The sequence below is a fragment of the Microbispora sp. H11081 genome (assembly GCF_012999535.1).
Classification (GTDB): Bacteria; Actinomycetota; Actinomycetes; order Streptosporangiales; family Streptosporangiaceae; genus Microbispora.
Genome location: NZ_JABBWV010000014.1, coordinates 71,726 through 88,697, shown reverse-complemented (window position 1 = coordinate 88,697; position 16,972 = coordinate 71,726). Strand labels below are relative to the sequence as shown.

17 protein-coding genes, 1 tRNA gene and 1 pseudogene are annotated in these 16,972 nt (G+C 70.9%); 5 read left to right on the top strand and 14 right to left on the bottom strand.

Annotated elements, in window-relative coordinates; translation table 11 throughout:
• Positions 1–26 precede the first annotated feature (26 nt).
• From HHX31_RS27460 to HHX31_RS27440, 5 genes are all read right to left on the bottom strand, one after another.
• The gene (locus HHX31_RS27460) at positions 27–509 is read right to left on the bottom strand and encodes a MarR family winged helix-turn-helix transcriptional regulator (RefSeq protein WP_169951593.1); all 483 of its coding nucleotides are present in this window, start codon (positions 507–509) and stop codon (positions 27–29) included.
• Positions 510–581: 72 nt separating this feature from the next.
• Positions 582–1,403, bottom strand: a complete 822-nt coding sequence (locus HHX31_RS27455) for a YceI family protein (RefSeq protein WP_169951591.1) — start codon at positions 1,401–1,403, stop codon at positions 582–584.
• Positions 1,400–3,970 carry an MFS transporter gene (locus tag HHX31_RS27450; RefSeq protein ID WP_211590400.1) on the bottom strand — a complete coding sequence of 857 codons (2,571 nt, stop codon included), beginning with the start codon at positions 3,968–3,970 and terminating at the stop codon, positions 1,400–1,402. The genes HHX31_RS27455 and HHX31_RS27450 overlap by 4 nt, the downstream gene beginning before the upstream one ends.
• Positions 3,971–4,129: 159 nt before the next feature.
• Complete coding sequence (locus tag HHX31_RS27445) at positions 4,130–4,621, bottom strand: YajQ family cyclic di-GMP-binding protein (RefSeq protein WP_169951589.1); 492 nt, start codon at positions 4,619–4,621, stop codon at positions 4,130–4,132.
• Positions 4,622–4,675: 54 nt separating this feature from the next.
• A complete protein-coding gene (locus HHX31_RS27440) occupies positions 4,676–5,158 on the bottom strand; it encodes a GNAT family N-acetyltransferase (RefSeq protein ID WP_169951588.1) in 483 nt (160 codons plus the stop codon).
• A gap of 153 nt (positions 5,159–5,311) precedes the next feature.
• Between HHX31_RS27440 and HHX31_RS27435 the strand changes: the two genes are divergently transcribed.
• From HHX31_RS27435 to HHX31_RS27420, 4 genes and pseudogenes are all read left to right on the top strand, one after another.
• Positions 5,312–5,396: transfer RNA gene (locus HHX31_RS27435), tRNA-Tyr, on the top strand.
• A 122-nt stretch (positions 5,397–5,518) separates the two neighbouring features.
• Positions 5,519–5,845: a hypothetical protein gene (locus tag HHX31_RS27430; protein WP_169951586.1), complete on the top strand. Its 327-nt coding sequence runs from the start codon at positions 5,519–5,521 to the stop codon at positions 5,843–5,845.
• Between the two features lie 200 nt (positions 5,846–6,045).
• Positions 6,046–6,708 (top strand): annotated as a pseudogene (locus HHX31_RS36045) (CocE/NonD family hydrolase); the annotation flags it as partial.
• 16 nt (positions 6,709–6,724) lie between these two features.
• Positions 6,725–7,087, top strand: coding sequence for a CocE/NonD family hydrolase C-terminal non-catalytic domain-containing protein (locus tag HHX31_RS27420; protein ID WP_169951584.1), 363 nt, complete (start codon positions 6,725–6,727; stop codon positions 7,085–7,087).
• Positions 7,088–7,116: 29 nt separating this feature from the next.
• On the opposite strand, the gene HHX31_RS27415 is transcribed toward HHX31_RS27420, so the two are convergent.
• Entirely contained in the window at positions 7,117–8,943 is a 1,827-nt protein-coding gene (locus HHX31_RS27415; RefSeq protein WP_169951582.1) for a HAMP domain-containing sensor histidine kinase, read from the bottom strand.
• Positions 8,933–9,652, bottom strand: a complete 720-nt coding sequence (locus tag HHX31_RS27410) for a response regulator transcription factor (protein WP_169951580.1) — start codon at positions 9,650–9,652, stop codon at positions 8,933–8,935. Before HHX31_RS27410 ends, HHX31_RS27415 begins: the two co-directional genes overlap by 11 nt.
• 103 nt (positions 9,653–9,755) lie before the next feature.
• Here HHX31_RS27410 and HHX31_RS27405 point away from each other — a divergent pair, with 103 nt between their 5' ends.
• Complete coding sequence (locus tag HHX31_RS27405) at positions 9,756–10,364, top strand: hypothetical protein (RefSeq protein ID WP_169951578.1); 609 nt, start codon at positions 9,756–9,758, stop codon at positions 10,362–10,364.
• 102 nt (positions 10,365–10,466) lie between these two features.
• On the opposite strand, the gene HHX31_RS27400 is transcribed toward HHX31_RS27405, so the two are convergent.
• The 7 genes from HHX31_RS27400 to HHX31_RS27370 all read right to left on the bottom strand — a co-directional run bounded on the left by HHX31_RS27400 (position 10,467) and on the right by HHX31_RS27370 (position 16,859).
• Entirely contained in the window at positions 10,467–11,084 is a 618-nt protein-coding gene (locus HHX31_RS27400; protein ID WP_169951576.1) for a dihydrofolate reductase family protein, read from the bottom strand.
• Positions 11,084–11,590: an SRPBCC family protein gene (locus HHX31_RS27395; protein ID WP_169951574.1), complete on the bottom strand. Its 507-nt coding sequence runs from the start codon at positions 11,588–11,590 to the stop codon at positions 11,084–11,086. The genes HHX31_RS27400 and HHX31_RS27395 overlap by 1 nt, the downstream gene beginning before the upstream one ends.
• Before the next feature lie 3 nt (positions 11,591–11,593).
• A complete protein-coding gene (locus tag HHX31_RS27390; protein ID WP_169951572.1) occupies positions 11,594–11,935 on the bottom strand; it encodes a metalloregulator ArsR/SmtB family transcription factor in 342 nt (113 codons plus the stop codon).
• Between the two features lie 42 nt (positions 11,936–11,977).
• Positions 11,978–12,994 carry a D-alanyl-D-alanine carboxypeptidase family protein gene (locus tag HHX31_RS27385; RefSeq protein WP_211590399.1) on the bottom strand — a complete coding sequence of 339 codons (1,017 nt, stop codon included), beginning with the start codon at positions 12,992–12,994 and terminating at the stop codon, positions 11,978–11,980.
• 135 nt (positions 12,995–13,129) lie between these two features.
• Positions 13,130–14,419: a HAMP domain-containing sensor histidine kinase gene (locus tag HHX31_RS27380; RefSeq protein WP_311932270.1), complete on the bottom strand. Its 1,290-nt coding sequence runs from the start codon at positions 14,417–14,419 to the stop codon at positions 13,130–13,132.
• A gap of 1 nt (position 14,420) precedes the next feature.
• Positions 14,421–15,200, bottom strand: a complete 780-nt coding sequence (cseB, locus tag HHX31_RS27375; RefSeq protein ID WP_169951569.1) for a two-component system response regulator CseB — start codon at positions 15,198–15,200, stop codon at positions 14,421–14,423.
• A gap of 87 nt (positions 15,201–15,287) precedes the next feature.
• On the bottom strand, positions 15,288–16,859 hold the full coding sequence (locus HHX31_RS27370; protein ID WP_169951567.1) for a M1 family metallopeptidase: 1,572 nt from the start codon (positions 16,857–16,859) through the stop codon (positions 15,288–15,290).
• Positions 16,860–16,972 lie beyond the last annotated feature (113 nt).

Here is a 16,972-nt window from a genome sequence, read left to right as displayed (position 1 = left end):
GCCCGTAACGTCGGTGAAACATGGTGTCAGGGACGGATGCCTTCGGTGAGCACATTGAAACGCTCCAGCATCACGGCCAGCAGCCGCACGTCCTCTTCCGGCCAGGCGGCGAGCAGCGTGCGCAACTGGCCCTCGCGGGCCGCCCGCGCGTCGTGGAGCCGCCTGCGGCCCTCGGGAGTGAGGGCAAGCAGGTGCGCCCGGCCGTCCTCCGGGTCAGGGCTCCGGCGGATCAGCCCCAGTTCGTCGAGCACCTTGAGCTGGCGGCTGATCGTCGCGCGGCCGACCCGGAGATAGGCCGCCAGGTCGCTGGACCGCATCGGCGAGCTCTGCTCGATGCGGACCAGCAGGCCGTACGCGCCGGAGTCCAGCTCGGGATGCACCTTGCGGCCCATCTCGGCGGAGAACGCCTGGGCGCGCCGGAGCAGGATGGCGAGCTGCCGCTCGACGTCGCAGTACGCCTCGCGCTCGCCGGCCGTCTGCGGCCGGGGGGCGATCTCCGCCTGCGTCATGGCCTGGCTCCTTCTGACTGTGGTGGGCAGGGCTGTGGTGGGCGGGGCTGTGGTGGGCGGGGCGTTCAGCCTTCAGCCGCGCACCGCTTGGATGTCCAGCTCTACTTTCAGTGTCGCGCCGATCAGCGAGATCCCGGCCTGGACGACCTGGTTGTAGGTCATCGCGAAGTCCTCCCGGCGCAACTCGGTGACCGCGTGGAAGGCCGCCCGCAGCCCGCCCCACAGGTCCGGGCCCGCGCCCAGATATGTGAGATCGAGATCGACCGGGCGGCTGACGCCGCTCAGCGTCAGCACGCCGTGCACCGTCCACCGGTCGGGACCCGCGGGTGACAGCCCGGTGCTCCGGTACGTGATGACGGGGTGCACCGGGACGTCGAGGAAGTCCGCGGACCGCAGATGATCATCGCGCATCCGGCTGCCCGTGTCGACGGACGCCGCGACGATCTCGGCGGTGACCGACGACTCCTCCGGGGTGGCGCCCATGTCGATCCGGCCGGAGAACTCGGTGAACCGCCCCTGCACGCTGCTGAGACCGAGATGCCGGGCCGTGGCCGAGACCTTCGAGTGCTCGGGGTCGATCGTCCACACGCCGGGCGGCGGGAGTTCCGTGCCGCCCTGCCGGGCCAGCACCAGCGTGCCTGCCTCGGCGGCGCCCGAGGCGGTCGCGATCGCGGTGGACGCGGCCGGCGCGTACCCGATCGCCGTCGCGACCACCGTGTACACGCCCGGCCGCAGCGGGGCGGTGGCGACCTGCCCGTCGTCGTCCGCCTCCGCCCGCGCGACCTGACGGCCGGTCGTGTCCGTCACCGTGACGACCGCGTGCCCGACGGCCCAGCCGTCCTTGCCGAGGACCGTGGCGCGCAGTCCCCTGGGGACCGTCTCCGGGACGCTCATCGCTCGTGCCCCAGCCACACGTCGTACGGCTCGTCGCCCCGGCCGTTCAGGTCGAGCGTGCTCGCCACGGGCGGGTAGCCGCTGGCGACGATGGTGTACTGCCCGCCGGCGAGGTCGGTGAAGGCGTACTCGCCGTCCTCCGCGGTGGTCGCCACGCCCACCACGTTGCCCGCGGCGTCGAGCAGCGTGACCCTGGCGTCGGACAGCGGCACGCCGTCCCCGACGCGGACCGTGCCCCGCACCCGCGCGCCGGGCAGCAGCACGACGTCGTGCCGGGTATGGCCGCTGCCCAGCACCTCGACGGGGACGGCGGCAGGACGGTACGCCGCGCCGCTGACCGTCAGCGTGTAAGTGCCGGCCACGATGCCGGCGAAGGAGAAGCCGCCCTCGGCGTCGGTCGCGCTCGTGGCCACGACCTCGCCGCGCACGTCCGTCACGACGACCACCGCCTCGGCGACCGGCGTCCCGTCCGTCCCGCGTACGGTGCCGACGAACCGGCCGGAGGCCGCGAGCACCATGTCGAAGTCCACCGGCCGGTCGCCCACGACCAGCGTCGCGACCTGCGGCTCCCGGTCGCCCGCCGACGCGATCAGCACGTACGTCCCGTCGCGCGGCGACCGGAGCGCGTAGCCCCCGTCGTCCCGGGTCACCGTACGGCCGAGCTGGTGGCCGCGCGCGTCGATCAGCGTGAGCGTGGCGCGGCCCACGGGCACGCCGTCCTGCCCCCTGACGAACCCGCGGACCTCCACGCCGCCGGGGCCGTGCGTCTCCAGGGCGACGGCGGCGTACGGCTGGGCCTGCGCGGCGGTGAGAACCCGCGCGTTCAGCGGCTGGGTGAGGCCGTGGCCGTTCGGCGAGGCGATCTCGGCGCCGCCCGTGCTCGGCGGCTGCCCGTCGCGCTGTGCGTCCCGCTGAGCGGTGTGCTGAGCGGCGTGCTGTGCGTGGCGTCCGGGCGTGGCGCCGTTGCGCTGGGGGGAGATGCCGATGGTTGGAGCCGCATCGGGTTCCTGTGCGTCGGAGCGGACGCTGACCGCGCTGGTCCGCAGTGCGACCTCCTTGACGAACAGGACGGCGATCAGCGCCAGGAAGGCGGCCGGCGCGGCGTAGAGGAACAGATCGCCGACGCCGTGGCCGTACGCGCTCTTCACGACGGTGCGGACCGGGGCGGGCAGCGCGGACAGGTCGGGGATCGAGCCGCTTTCCGCGCCGGTCCCGCTGACGCCCAGTGCCGACAGGCCCTCCTCCAGGTAGTTCTTGACGCGGTGGACCAGCACGGCGCCCAGCACAGACACGCCGATCGCGCCACCGAGGGAACGGAAGAACGCGACCAGTGCGCTGCCCGCGCCGAGGTCCTCCGCCCGCACCTCGTTCTGCACGGCGAGGACGAGGTTCTGCTGGGTCATGCCGATGCCCACGCCGACGAGGAACATGAAGACGGCCACGATCCAGTAGTCGGTGTCGTACCGCAGCATGCCCATGAGCGCGAAGCCGGCGGTGAGGAAGAACGTGCCGGAGACCAGGAAGGACTTCCAGCGGCCGGTGCGGGTGATGATCTGCCCGGAGATGGTCGAGGAGAGCGCGAGGCCGAGGATCATCGGCAGCGTCATGAGGCCGGCCACGGTGGGCGTCTCACCACGGGCGAGCTGGAAGTACTGGCTGAGGAAGGTCGTCGCGCCGAACATGGCCACGCCGACCAGCACGCTGGCGACCACGGCGAGGCTGACCGTACGCATCCGGAACAGGCGCAGCGGGACGATGGGCTCACGGGCCTTCGACTCGACCAGGAGGAACAGCGCCGCGAGGACGACGGCCCCGCCGACCATCGCGCCGGTCTGCCACGACAGCCAGTCGTACTTGTTGCCCGCGAAGGACACCCAGATCAGCAGCAGCGAGACCGAGGCGGCGATGAGGACCGCGCCACCCCAGTCGATGCGCACCTCGCGCTTGACCACGGGCAGGTGCAGGGTCTTCTGCAGCACGATCAGCGAAATGATCGCGAAGGGCACGCCGACGTAGAAGCACCAGCGCCAGCCGAGCCAGTCGGTGTCCACGATGAGGCCGCCGATCAGCGGACCGCCGATCGTGCCGACCGCGAACACCGCCCCCAGGTAGCCCGAGTAGCGCCCCCGCTCCCGTGGCGAGATCATCGCCGCCATGATGACTTGGGTGAGCGCGGTGAGGCCGCCGACGCCCAGGCCCTGCACCACCCGCGCAGTGATCAGCATCGTGGGGTTCTGCGACTGGCCGGCGATGATGGAGCCGATGACGTACACGCTCAGGCCGATCTGGATGAGCGCCTTCTTGCTCGTCAGGTCGGCCAGCTTGCCCCAGATCGGCGTCGAGACCGTCGCAGCGAGCAGCGTCGCGGTGATCACCCAGGTGTAGGTCGTCTCGTCCGCCTTCAGGTCCACCATGATGGTGGGAAGCGCGTTCGCCACGACGGTCGACGACAGGATCGCGACGAACATGCCGAGCAGCAGCCCCGAGAGCGCCTCCAGGATCTCCCGGTGCGTCATTCCCGGGGCCGCCGTTCCCGGCGGCGTCTCCCTGGTCATCGTGTTCGCCACCGCAGCCCCCTCCGCTAGTACTTAGTTTCCCTAAGCAATCGTAGGTGATCGTTGCTCGGGGCAACCAAACCGCCGGAGGCACGCGGGTGGTCCGGAGATGACGAAGGCCCTGAACTCGCAGTTCAGGGCCTTGATCCGCGCGTCAGGCTGTGACGCGTATCACCGATAGTTGACGAACTGGAGGGCGAGGTCGAGGTCCTTGCCCTTGAGCAGGGAGATCACCTCCTGCAGGTCGTCCTTCTTCTTGGAGCTGACCCGGAGCTCGTCGCCCTGGATCTGCGCCTTCACGCCCTTCGGGCCCTCGTCCCGGATCAGCTTGGAGATCTTCTTGGCGTTCTCCTGGTCGATGCCCTCCTTGAGGGACACCATCAGGCGGTACTCCTTGCCGGACAGCTTCGGCTCGCCCGCGTCCAGGATCTTCAGGGACAGGTTGCGCCTGACGATCTTCTCCTTGAAGACGTCGAGCACCGCGTTGGCGCGCTCCTCGCTGTTCGCCCTGATCTCGATGTCCTTCTGCCCCGACCAGGAGATGCTCGCGCCGGTGCCCTTGAAGTCGAAGCGATGCCCGACCTCCTTGACCGTCTGGTTCAGGGCGTTGTCGACCTCCTGGTGGTCGATCTTGCTCACCACGTCGAAACTGCTGTCGGCCATCGGTGTCCGTGTCCTCTCTCCGTTAGCCTTCGAGATTAGTGGGCGGCGATGTGATCAGAGGTCCATCCTCATGACGACGCGGGGCCCCACATCGACCCCGAGAACCCGTTCGTGCTCGACGAGCTCGGTGAGCTCCGGTCCCCACTCGTCGGGTCGTACGACGCGGAAGCCGCGACGGGCGTACCAGGGGGCGTTCCACGGCACATCCCGGAACGTCGTCAGCGTCACCGCGGCGCTCCCGGCCCGCGCGGCCGCCGCCAGGACGGCGTCGAGGAGCCGTATGCCGATTCCCCGGTTGCCGTGCTCGGGGCGTACGGCGATCTGTTCGAGGTGGGTCAGGCCGTCGATCACCCCGACCAGGGCGAACCCCACCGGCGGCCGGCCCGCCACGATGACACGCCCGGGGTCGTCGCACCCTTCCACGACCGTGGGGCCTGGCGGGAAGACGATGCCGAGCGGCACGAACATGCGGTCCGCCGCCCTCTCGATCGCCGCCAGGGCCGCGAGATCCGCCGGCTCAGCCTGTCTGATCACCATTCCACTATGGCCTCGGCCTGCCGCTTCCGCTCCTGGGTTTCCGGGCCGTCCGCACCCCGGCGATCATGCGTGGAGACCGCGCCGGAACCCATGTCACGTGCACCCGGGAAGTCCGCTATTCTTCTACCTGTCGCCGCGTCGAGCGGAAGACAAGGCAGGTTGCCCGAGTGGCCAAAGGGAGCGGTCTGTAAAACCGTCGGCTCAGCCTACCCAGGTTCGAACCCTGGACCTGCCACCAGCAGAACAGCAGCTCAGAGGCCCTCCGGGGCCTCTTCTGCTTTCCGGCCTATGCAGTCGGCCGTCGGCGGCTCCGGTCGCGGACGTGGAGAGCGCCCCCTGCTCGCCTGCAACGATGACCGCATGAGCGACATGGTCCTGAAGATTGCAGAACTCCGCCGACTAACCACCCTTCTCCTGGACGCCGTGGAGCGGCGACATGGCGCCCGCATCGACCTCTCACGATGGAACGTCGACTACTACTGGGACATCCCACTGCAGGCCGCTTTCGACATGGACAATGATCCAGCCCAGCACGTCGGATGCGGACAGGTCAGCGACGACCTGGCCGACCTGCACGGCGCACCTGATCGCTCCAAGAATGACGACGTGATCCTCTGGCACGACCTGATGCATCTGTCCGGGCTACTACGAGCCCTGGCCAACGTTGATCTCGCCAACACAGCTTGATTCAAAAGCCTCCGGCTCCGGGATGTGGCCAAGCGGGAGAGCGCGGGCCGTAGGTGGCTGATGTAGAGCCCGCGCATCCCTCCTGCCATCGACCCGGGCAAGCCCAGCAGACCAGCTCCTACGGTTCAATCCCGTCTGTGACCCATGGCGTCCGATGACCGGTCAGCTCCTGGTATCCCGGCGGCGGCTTCGCTCTCGAGCTGGCCCTCAGCTGGACCGCCGTACAGCAGGCGAACGGCGCCGAGGTCGGCGAGAACCCGTACGACCATCTGCCGCTCGACCAGGCGGACGTCGCCGCCACCGGAACCACCCTCGACTTCTACCAAGAGCGCCTGGCCCACGACGGCGAGGACCCGCACTGGCAGGCCTTGAACTTCGCCGAACTGCTGGACGACCCTCCGGCGCCGTTCCTGCACCTCGACGGCTGGTACGACTACCACCGCAGCTACTGCTGGCAGGACTTCGAGCGCCTGAACCGGAACACCGGCGACATGCCGTACCGCTTCGTCATCGGGCCGTGGCCGCACGCCGTCCTCGACCCGCGCATCTCCATGGCCGAGAAGCTCGCCTGGTTCGACACCTACGTGCGTGGCGAAGGTGGGGACCGTTTCGGCGCCCTGCGTTACTACCGCATCGGCGCCGACGCCGACTGGCACGAACTCGATAGGTGGCACGAACCGGAGACCACCGTCTTCTACGCGAGCTCCGACGAGCAGTTGCTGGCGGCCCCCGGTGACCTGGCCAAGCGGGTGGAATGGACGTACGACCCAGCCGACCCCACCCCCTCCGTCGGGTTCCTCACCATCGGCACCGGCGACGTCAGCGGCCTCTGGGACAGCGGCACCCTCGAACAACGGGAAGATGTGCGCGTCTTCACCAGTGCTCCGCTGCGGGAGCCGCTGGACCTGGCCGGCCGCGCCCAGCGCCGACCTGTTCCTGCGGGTCCTGGACGTCTACGAGAACGGGCAGGTGCAGAACGTCGCCGACGGCATCGTCCGCATCACGGATCCCGGCCTCGGCGAAGGCGTACCCGTCGAGGTCGACCTGGGCCCCATCGGTCACCGCTTCGCGGCCGGCCACCGCCTCCGTCTCGTGGTGGCCAGCGGCGCCCACCCCTACTACAACCGCAACCTCGGCAACGGAGAGCCGACCGCGACGGCCACCCGGATCCGCGTCGCTCGTCAAGCGGTCGCCGTCGGCGGCGAAGACGGTCTGCGCATCGCCTTTCCCCTGGCCCGATGACCTTGACGATCAGGGCCGGGCGAGCGGGCTCAGGTCTGGGCGTGTGCGGGCAGCCGGAGCGTGAAGGTCGAACCCTCGCCGACGACGCTGGTGGCGCTGAGCGACCCGCCGTGGGCCTCGGCGAGCTTGCGGGCGATGGGCAGGCCGAGCCCGCTGCCTCCGCTGCGCCTGTTGCGTGACTTCTCCACCCGCCAGAACCTCTCGAAGACCAGCGGGAGGTCGCCGGGCGCGATCCCGCTGCCCGTGTCGGCCACGTCGACCACCACGTCGCCGTCCTCGCGGCGGGCGAGCAGGCGTACGGTGCCGCCCGGCGGGGTGTGCCGTACGGCGTTCGAGACGAGGTTGCCCACCGCCTGGCGCAGCCGTACGGGGTCGGCGACCAGGTGGAGGCGTCCGTCGGCCCGCGTCATCAGCGTGACGCCGGCCGCCGCCGCGCCGCCTCGGTGCGCGGTCGCGACCTGGGCCAGCAGGTCGGCCACGTCGACCGGCTCGGCGTGCACTCTCAGCTCGCCCGCGTCGGCCACCGCCAGGTCCTGCAGGTCGTCGATGACGCGCTGGAGCAGCAATGCCTCCTCCAGCAGCGACGACACGAGTTCCGGATCGGGGTCGGCGAGCCCGTCCTGGGCGGCCTCCAGCCAGCCGCGGATGTTGCTCAGCGGCGTCCGCAGCTCGTGGGCGACGTCGCCGACCATCGCCTTGCGCAGCTCCTCCAGCCGCTCGCGCCGCTCGGCCATGGCGTTGAAGGCCGCGGCGAGCCTGCCGATCTCGTCCTTCCCCCTGACCTCGACGCGGGCGGCACGCCCTTCCTGCATGTTCCGTACGGCGTCGGTGAGCGCCCGCAGGGGGCGGCTCAACCGGGTTCCGGCCATGACGCTGGCCGTCACGGTGATCAGCAGCACGAGGGCGGCCACTCCGGCGATGCGGGCCTGGTTCTCCGGCGACAGGTCGAAGACGGTCGAGGTGTCGCCGCCGCGGCTGCTGATGAAGAGCAGCGCGGGCGGGGCGACGTACGGTGCGAGCTGCTCGCGGCGGCTGCCGGTGACGCATTCGGGGACGACGTTGCCGCGGGCGGCGTCGTCCGCCGCAGCCGCGGCGGGAGCGGCCGCGGGCACCCGTGTCCAGCTGAAGTCGAGGTTGAGCCGCACGTGCGACTCGTGCCGCCGCTCCAGGCAACTGTCGACGAGCTTCTGCAGCGCCGCGAGGGCTTTGGCCTCGGTGGTCGTCGGCCGGTCGAGGACGGTGCTCGGGCATCGGGTATCGGAGTACGGGCGCGCGTCCCGGGTGTCGAGCACGGGCCGTCCGCTCGGGCTGTCGGCGATCGTGGCGACGGAGCCGAAGGAGCCGCGCAGGCAGGCGGCGCGCTGCTCGGCGGCGACGCGCAGCGCGTCACGTTCCTTGCGCGGCAGCAGGAAGGGCCCCACGGCGCGCGGGTCGATGGGGTCGGGCGCGGCAGTCAGGGGCGAACTGGACGCGGCCGACAGGACCGTGTCGACGTGCAGCGGGTCGATCGACGCGGTCGGCCGGGCGGGCAGCTTCGCGGGCGGCCCGGCGTCGGAGTCCAGAAGCGGCACGCGCCGGTCCGTGGTGATCGTTACGCGGCGACCGGTGTCGCGCGCCAGCCGCCGCACGACCTCCGCCGCGCCGTCCCAGCCCGGGTGGGTGGCCGCGTAGCCGAGCAGGGTGTCGTACGTGCGGGCGTCGTCGGCGAGTGCCTGCCCCTGTTCCTGCCTGATCGCCACGGTGGTGCTCCGGACGGTCAGCCAGGCCGTCGCCGCGATCGAGCAGACCGACACCAGGACGGACACCGCGAGCACCCGCAGCAGCAGGCTGCGGTGGAGCGGCACGTCAGCCCGCATCGCGCGGGTCCCGCCGGTCGTCGGCGAGTTTGTAGCCCACTCCGTAGACGGTGACGAGCCGTACGGGACGGCGCGGCGCTGGCTCGATCTTCCGGCGGAGGTTCATCACGTGGACGTCCACGGTGCGGGAGGTGATGTAGCGGTCGAAGCCGTGCAGCCGGGAGAGGATCTGCTCGCGGGTGAACACCCGTCCCGGCTGGGTGGCGAGCAGTTCCAGCACCGCGAACTCGCCGGGGGTGCACTCGACCGGCACGCCGTCCACGCTGACCTCGTGGCGGCCGGGGTCCACGACCAGGGCGCCCGCCCTCAGCACCGGCGCGAGCGGCAGGGCGGGCGCGGCGGCGGTGCGGGCGCGCCTGAGCAGCGTGCGGACGCGCGCCATCAGTTCGCGCGGGCTGTACGGCTTGGTCATGTAGTCGTCCGCGCCGAGGTCGAGACCGAGCAGCAGGTCGTCCTCGGTGGAGCGGGCGGTGAGCATCAGCACCGGGAGGTCCGACTCCGCGCGCAGGACGCGGCAGACGTCCAGCCCGTCGACCCTGGGCATCATCACGTCGAGCACCAGCAGGTCGGGGGCTCGCCTGCGCACCGACTCAAGGGCCGCGCGGCCGTCGTGGACGGCGGCGACCTCGTGGCCCTCCCGCTCCAGGTAGCGGCGGAGGAGCTCGGCCTGCTTCACGTCGTCCTCTGCTATCAGGACATATGCACCCACAGATGGCGATAGTAGGTCGGTCTGGGGACCACCTCACCCCTGCTCATCTGCCCACCAAGGGTTCCTGACAAGTTCCTGACATCGCTCGTCCATCTTCTTCCGTATGAGCGAACGAACCCATCAGCGCGTGTCCGCGCGGCGCACCGCCGCCCTCTCCATCGCCGCCCTCGCCTGCGGCCTCCTCACCGCCTGCGGCGCCGCCGAGGCGGCGAGCAACCCCAGCACCCCCGCAGCCGCCCCCGCTGGCCACGCGTCAGCTCCCCGGCCGGTCGCGGCGCAGGCCGAGTCCAGGCCCGCCCGTGCCACGGAGTCCCGTCCGCAGTTGCGCCTGGACAGTTCCGAGACCGAGGTGCGGAAGTTCCGCGAGGCGTACGCCGGCTGCCTGAGCGAGCACGGCATGCCGAGCAAGGGCACCTGGCCCAAGGCGGCGGAGAAGTCCGCGCGGGCCTCCTGCGAGCACCTGCGGCCGCTGCTGCCGCCGGAGCTCGACCCGGCCAGGAACCCGGACTACGCCAGGAGCGTCCGGATCGAGGCCAAGTGTCTGCAGGACCACGGCTTCGACGTCCACCTCGTCAAGGTGGACGGCCCCGCGAAGGTCGGCTGGCGGTACGCGAGCGTCCCCGGGGACGGCGTCGACATCTCCAAGATCCAGAATGACTGCCGCGTGAAGGCGTTCGGCGGCGGCCGCGCGCTCCAGCCCGGCCCGCAGTAACCACCCGGCCCGCGGATAACCACCCGGCCCGCGGATAACCACCCGGCGCGCGGATCTCCCTGAGCCGGCCCGGAGCCGGTCCCCGGGAGATCCGCGCGGCGGTCACCGCTTCCGGACCGCGTAGGTCAGGTGGGTCACCCGCCGCGTCGCCTCAGAGCGGACCGGCTCCAGAGCCACGCGGGCCGCGTCCACGCCCTCGAACAGGCGGACCCCGGAGCCGAACAGCACGGGTGAGACCGCGACGGAGAACTCGTCGATCAGGCCGGCGTTCACGTACTGCAGGATCGTCGCGCCGCCGCCCGCGATGCGGACGTCCCTGTCGCCCGCGGCCTCGCGGGCCTGGTCGAGCGCGGTCTTGATGTCGCCGACGAAGTGGAAGACGGTCCCACCCGGCCGCTCCCAGGGGTCACGCTCCTGGTGCGTCACCACGAAGACCGGCGTGTGGAACGGCGCCTCCTCAGGCCACGCCTGCTCGCCGGCGTCGAACATGCGCTTGCCCATCACGCTCGCGCCCGTGCGTTCGAACGTCTCCCGCACGATGTCGTTGTCGCGCCCTTCCTCGCCGCCCGAGCCGAGCTTCAGGTTCTCCCGGAAGAACCGTGTCGGGAAAACCCACTGCTGCAGTTCCATCCACTGCCGCCCCATCAGATCGTCGAGGGACTCGGGTGCGATGAAACCGTCCAGCGACATCGAGACGCTGAAGAACACCTTCCCGGCCATCAGCCCTTCGCTCCCCTCGAACCGATCTCGGCGACGTAGGCCGCCAGGTTGCCGAGGGTCTGCCGGGCGCCCTCGATCGCGTGGTATTTCTCGACCGCTTCGTCGCGGGACTCCTTGGTGGGGAACACCGTGCGCATCTCGATCCGGGTCGCCGCTCCGTCGGGCGCGAACGTGAGGACCGACTCGAAGGCGTTCGGGTCGTCGCGGCGCTCACCGTGCAGCAGCGCGATCCGCTCCGGCGGGGCGATCTCGGTCCAGGAGATCCACTCCTGGTAGTCCGTCCCGTCCGGTCCGTGCATCACGAAGTCCCACTCTCCGCCGACGCGGAACTCGAACGCCCGCGTGGTGGTGCTGAACCCCTCCGGTCCCCACCAGCGCGACAGGTGCCGGACTTCGGTGAACGCCTCGAACACCAACTCCCGTGGGGCGCTGATGACCCGGGAGATCACGATCTCTCGGTCGGCCGTCACCGCCTGCGCCGGCGCGGCGCGTCCTGTCTCTGCCACCGGTCATTCCTCCTGCCTTGCCTGCTTGAGGTCCTGCACGTACGCGTCCAGCCGGTCGAAGCTCTCGTTCCAGAACCGCTCGAACCCGCCGGTCCACTCGTGGACCGGTCGCAGCCCCCGGGCGTCGAGGCCGTACAGGCGCTGTTTGCCGACCTTGCGGTCCCGCACCAGCCCGACCTCCCTGAGCACCCGCAGGTGCTTGGACGCCCCCGGCTGGGTCATCCCCAGCTCCTGGGCCAACTCCGTCACCGGCCGCTCACCCGCCCGCAGCAGCGCCAGGATCTCCCGGCGCTGCGGCTCGGCGATCGCGTTGAAGACGTCCGACGTCGTCGCTGCTCGTGCCATGCGGGCAATCATATTCCCATATGGGTATGCGTCAACCCGGATTCACACGCCCTCGGCCGCGACCACGGAATCGAGCGACTCGCGGACCGCGTCGATCAGCGTCCGGCTGCGGTCGAGGGCGTCCCGCAGCCCCGCCGCGGGGGGCGAGCCCGCGCTCTGGTGCAGGACGACGCCGAGGACCAGCCACGTACGGCCGCCGGCCGAGGCCTTGGCCGCCCACATCAGGGCGCCGCCGGCCGGCGTGCTTGAACCGGTCTTGAGGCCGATCACGCCCGACGTGCCCAGTAGCGCATTGGTGTTGACGATCGTGCCGGGAACCCCGGGGATCGTGGCCCTGGGCTTGGCCACGATCGAGCGGAACACCGGGTTCTTCATCACCTTCCTGGCCAGCCTCAACTGGTCCACGGCGGTGCTCACGGTCGTCGGCTCGATGCCGCTGGCGCCGGTGTAGGTGGTGCGGGTCATGCCGAGGGCGGCGGCGGCCCGGTTCATCTTCGCCACGAACGCCTCCTGCGTTCCCGCGTCCCAGCGGGCGAGCAGGCGGGCGATGTTGTTGCCCGAGGGGATCAGCATCAGTTCGAGCATCTGCCGTTCGGTGAACCGCTGGCCTTCCCTGACCGGCGCGCTCGACTCCTCGCGGGACAACGACTCGTCCGCGGCCTCCCTGTCGACCTCGATGACCGGTCCGGCCGCGGCCCCCTTCAGCGGATGCTCGCTGAGGATCACGTACGCGGTCATCACCTTGGTGACGCTCGCGATCGGCACCGGCTCCTGTGTTCCCTTGCTGCCGAGATCGCCGAGACCTTCGACCATGACGCTCGCCTGGCCCTCCTCGGGCCAGGGCAGCGCCATTCCCGCCGCGAGGCCCTCGCTCACGTCGCCCGAGGGGAATCCGAAGCAGCCGGAGACGCCGGTGGCGACGAGGACGAGGGCCCACAACGAGGCCGCGAGGCGGAGGGCGCCGAGGCGGCGGACCGGGTGCTCTCCGGCGGAAACGGGGGACGGGCTGGCTGTGGACATGGGAGGCGCCTCCAGGTGGTCGGTGCGCCGTATGCGCACGTCAGCCACCTTGGGCCGGGCGAATTTCCGTGCTGCCGATGTGGGGCATCAGCGGTCGCTCGAATCACGCGCTGCTGTGTATCCGCCGTGTATCGGCTCCCGGGCAGCGGCCGCCGAGGTCAGCGGTCGCCGGGGTCAGCGGTTGCCGGGGTCGGGCAGTCGCGGGTGGCTTCCGAGGCGGACGGTGGCGACCGCGCCGCCGTCCGGAGCGTTGGCGAAGCCGAGGGCGGCGCCGATCACCCGCGCCTGGCCGAGTGCGATGGTCAGGCCCAGGCCGTGGCCCCTGCCGCGTTCCTGCGCGTCCGTACGGAAGCGCCGCGGCCCTTCGGCCAGCAGCGAGGCGGGGAATCCGGGTCCGTGGTCGCGCACGACGATCGTCGTGCCCCGGACGGAGACCTCGACGGGAGCCCGACCATGGCGATGGGCGTTGGCGACCAGGTTGGCGATGATCCGGTCGAGACGCCGGGGGTCGGTGTCGGCCATGGAAGGATCGGCCACCTCCACCCGGGCGGGGAGCCCGGTGCGGCGGACGGACTCCTCGACGACCTCGCCCAGCGGCACCGGCACGTGCTCGGCCCGCTCCGCGCCCGCGTCCAGGCGGGAGATCTCCAGCAGGTCCTCGACGAGCACGCGCAGCACCCGCACGCGGTCGCGTACCAGTTCGGTGACCTCCCCCTCCGGGAGCAACTCCGCCGAGGTGATCAGGCCCATCAGCGGCGTACGCAAATCGTGGGCGACGTCCGCGGTGAAGCGCTGCTCGGCCAGTAACCGCTCCTGCAGCGCGCTCGCCATCGAGTCGACGGCCGCCGAGATCTCACTGATCTCGTCACGGGTCCGGCTGCCCGCCCCGATCCTGGCGTCGAGGTCTCCGCCCGCGATGCGCCGGGCCGTTCCCGCCACGCGTCGCAGGCGCCGGTTCGGCAGTTCGGCGGCGAGCGCCGCGAGGGGCACCACGATCGCGAGCGCGGCCAGCGTGGCCAGCACGATGTGCCGGTCGAGTGCCTGGAGGCTGCGCCGCTCGGGGCCCATGTCGACCTTCACGGCCGTCACGCGACCGCCGTCGCGGACGGCCGCCCACATCCAGGGCTCGTCGGGTTTCGTGTCGTCGTACCAGGTGGCGGACTCCCAGAATCCCCCGGATTCCCCGGACGCCATCTGGCGCAGCAGTTCCGGCGGGAGAGTGCCCGGGTCCTCGACGGACGTGCCGGGCACGTCCCCGCCGCCGTTCGCCTGGTCGACGGCGGACTGGAGCGCCTCGGCCCTGCCCGCGTTGAGCGACCAGTCGTAGGTCGTCGTGTGCACGAGCACCCCGACCGCCACGGCGACCGCGCAGGAGGCCGCGGCCGCCAGTGCGGCGATCTTCCACCTGAGCGACCTGGGGTCCAGCAGCGACAGAGGGTTGCCACGGCGGGTCTCGGCGCTCACATCAGCGCCGCAGCTTGTAGCCGAAACCGCGGACGGTCTCGATGCGGTCGGTGCCGATCTTCTTGCGCAACCGCTGCACGCACAGGTCCACCACGCGGCTGTCACCATCCCAGCCGTAGTCCCAGACGTTGCGCAGCAGCGTCTGCCGGTCCAGCACGATCCCCGGATTGGCCGCGAACTCCAGCAGCAGCCGGAGCTCGGTGGGGGCGAGCGCGACGGGCTCGCCGGCCAGGCGCACCTCGAGGCCCTGGGTGTCGACGGCCAGGTCGCCGAAGACGAGGTCCCCGAAGACGAGGTCACCGAAGACGGGCGCGGGCTCCGGGGAGTCGTCCGGCCCTGACACGGGAGCGGGCGCCGGAGCGGGCTCGTGACCGGACTCGTGACCGGGGGCGAAGGTGGCCCGGCGCAGCAGCGAGCGGATCCTGGCCACCAGCACGCCCGTGTCGACCGGCTTGACGACGTAGTCGTCCGCCCCCGCCTCAAGGCCCGCCACCACGTCCAGCGAGTCGCCGCGCGCGGACATCATCAGGATCGGGATGAGGCTGGTCTCCCTGACCCTGCGGCACAGGCTGATGCCGTCCAGGCCGGGCAGCATCACATCGAGCAACAGCAGGTCGTGCCGTCCCTCCCGGAAGAGCTCCAGGCCGGTCAGGCCGTCCGCGGCCGTCGACACCTCGTAGCCGTAGCGTGCCAGGGACATCCCGACCGTCTTACGGATCACCTCGTCGTCCTCGACGAGCAGCACGGTGACAGGGGCCTGCGGCCCGCTTCTGGCATCCAACCCGACGTGCCCCCCAGACGCGGCGAATACAGAGGCGGCGAATAGCGCGTTTGCGAGCTTATGCGGACAAGGCCGGTGCTCCCCTCCTCAGGAGGCCGGGGGCGGCGCGGGCTTCCAGTCGGGGTGACCCGGCATCGGGGGCACCTTGGCCCCGTAGAGCCAGCCCTCGATGTAGGAGGTGAGGTCGCGCCCGCTGACCTTGTTGGCCACGTCGATGTAGTCCTGGGTCGTCGCGGATTTGCCCAGGTAGCGGTCGTAGAACGTCTGCTCGATCTTCTTGAACACGGAGTCGCCGACCTGGTGGCGCAGGCCCGCGAGCATCAGCACGCCCCCGTTGTTCCCGCCGGTCAGCACGTCCTGCGCGGTCTTGAGCCGCGCGGGGGGCCCGGATTCGATCCGCTTGCCGAACTCGAACTCGTAGCGCTGCTTCAGGACCTCGTCGAGGTCGCGATGCAGCTTGTCCACCGAATAGAGCAGCTGGTAGTAGTCGGCGTGGCCCTCGCTGATCCACATGTCGTTCCAGGTGCGTACGGAGACGGCGTCGCCGAAATACTGGTGGACCAGCTCGTGGATCATGGTCGGCGCGATCTCCTCGGCCGGGCGCGTCAGTCCTTCGACGCTGAACGTGGAAAGCGTCGCGGACTCGAGGGCGACGCCGTCGTAGTCTCCCGGCACCCCCAGCACCCCGTAGGTCTCGAACGGATACCTGCGGCCGATCTCCTTCTCCACCCAGGCGACCTGGGCGGGGATGTCGTCCACCCGGGCCTTCGCCGCCTTGTACCTGGCCGTCGCGAGGTAGCTGCGGATCGGCAGGCCGTGGGGCCCGCGCGCCGTCACCTTCGTGAAGCGGCCCACGGCGACCTGGGCCACATGGGTCGGGATGGGATCGCGGGTGGTGTAGGTGTAGGTCGTACGGTCCCCGGTGGTCTTGCGCGACCGCAGTGTCCCGCTCGCCACGGCCTGGAGATTCTTGGGCGTGGTGACGCGGAAGGTGAAGCGGGCCTTGTCGCTGGGGTAGTCGTTGCCGGGGAAGAACATGTGGGCGCGGTCGGGCTGGCCCATGACCGCGAAGCCGTCGTCCTTGTCGAGCCAGGCCTGCAGGTAGTGCGCGTTGGGCGGGTAGGAGGGCGACCGCGTGTCGTCCGCGCGGTCGACGCGGTAGGAGACGTCGACGCGGAAGGATGCTCCTTCGCGCAGCGCGCGCCGCGGCGTGATCAGGAGCTTCTCGCCGGACACCTTGAACGCGGCCCGCTCGCCCTGCACGGACACCGAGTCGACACGGTCCACCTTCGAGTCCAGGCTGAAGCTCGACAGAGCCTGCTTCGCCGTGGCCGTGATCCGCACGGAGGAGTTCATCTTCGTCGTGCCGGGCCGGTAGTCGTACCTGACGTCGTAGGAGACGACGTCGTACCCGCCGTTCCCGAGGTAGGTGAAAAGCGGGTCACCGGCACTGTGGTTACCGGCGCTGTGGTTACCGGCGCTGTGAGCACCGGGCCTGGGCGTCCCGGCGGCCGAGGCCGCGGCGGTGGCACCGGCCCCGGCCCCGGCGGCGCACGCGGAGAGCGCCAGGGCCAGCGCGCCTGTCGCCGCCAGCGCGGTGAGCGTTCGCCGTGCGCCGCGCCCTCGCGTACGCGGGGCGGGTACGTGGGCAGAGGACATCGATGAACCACCTCCGGGGATAAGGTGCGCGGGTTCGCGCACTGCGCCCCATCGTGGGTGGTTCGTGTGTCGGCGCCGCCTGGACCGTGTATCCGCGGACGCTCAGCCATGTA

Bases quoted from the DNA above. Each gene is read 5' to 3' on its own strand.
- HHX31_RS27460 (WP_169951593.1), bottom strand. From the start codon at position 509: ATGACGCAGGCGGAGATCGCCCCCCGGCCGCAGACGGCCGGCGAGCGC.
- HHX31_RS27455 (WP_169951591.1), bottom strand. From the start codon at position 1,403: ATGAGCGTCCCGGAGACGGTCCCCAGGGGACTGCGCGCCACGGTCCTC.
- HHX31_RS27445 (WP_169951589.1), bottom strand. From the start codon at position 4,621: ATGGCCGACAGCAGTTTCGACGTGGTGAGCAAGATCGACCACCAGGAG.
- HHX31_RS27440 (WP_169951588.1), bottom strand. From the start codon at position 5,158: ATGGTGATCAGACAGGCTGAGCCGGCGGATCTCGCGGCCCTGGCGGCG.
- HHX31_RS27430 (WP_169951586.1), top strand. From the start codon at position 5,519: ATGAGCGACATGGTCCTGAAGATTGCAGAACTCCGCCGACTAACCACC.
- HHX31_RS27415 (WP_169951582.1), bottom strand. From the start codon at position 8,943: ATGCGGGCTGACGTGCCGCTCCACCGCAGCCTGCTGCTGCGGGTGCTC.
- HHX31_RS27405 (WP_169951578.1), top strand. From the start codon at position 9,756: ATGAGCGAACGAACCCATCAGCGCGTGTCCGCGCGGCGCACCGCCGCC.
- HHX31_RS27400 (WP_169951576.1), bottom strand. From the start codon at position 11,084: ATGGCCGGGAAGGTGTTCTTCAGCGTCTCGATGTCGCTGGACGGTTTC.
- HHX31_RS27390 (WP_169951572.1), bottom strand. From the start codon at position 11,935: ATGGCACGAGCAGCGACGACGTCGGACGTCTTCAACGCGATCGCCGAG.
- HHX31_RS27370 (WP_169951567.1), bottom strand. From the start codon at position 16,859: ATGTCCTCTGCCCACGTACCCGCCCCGCGTACGCGAGGGCGCGGCGCA.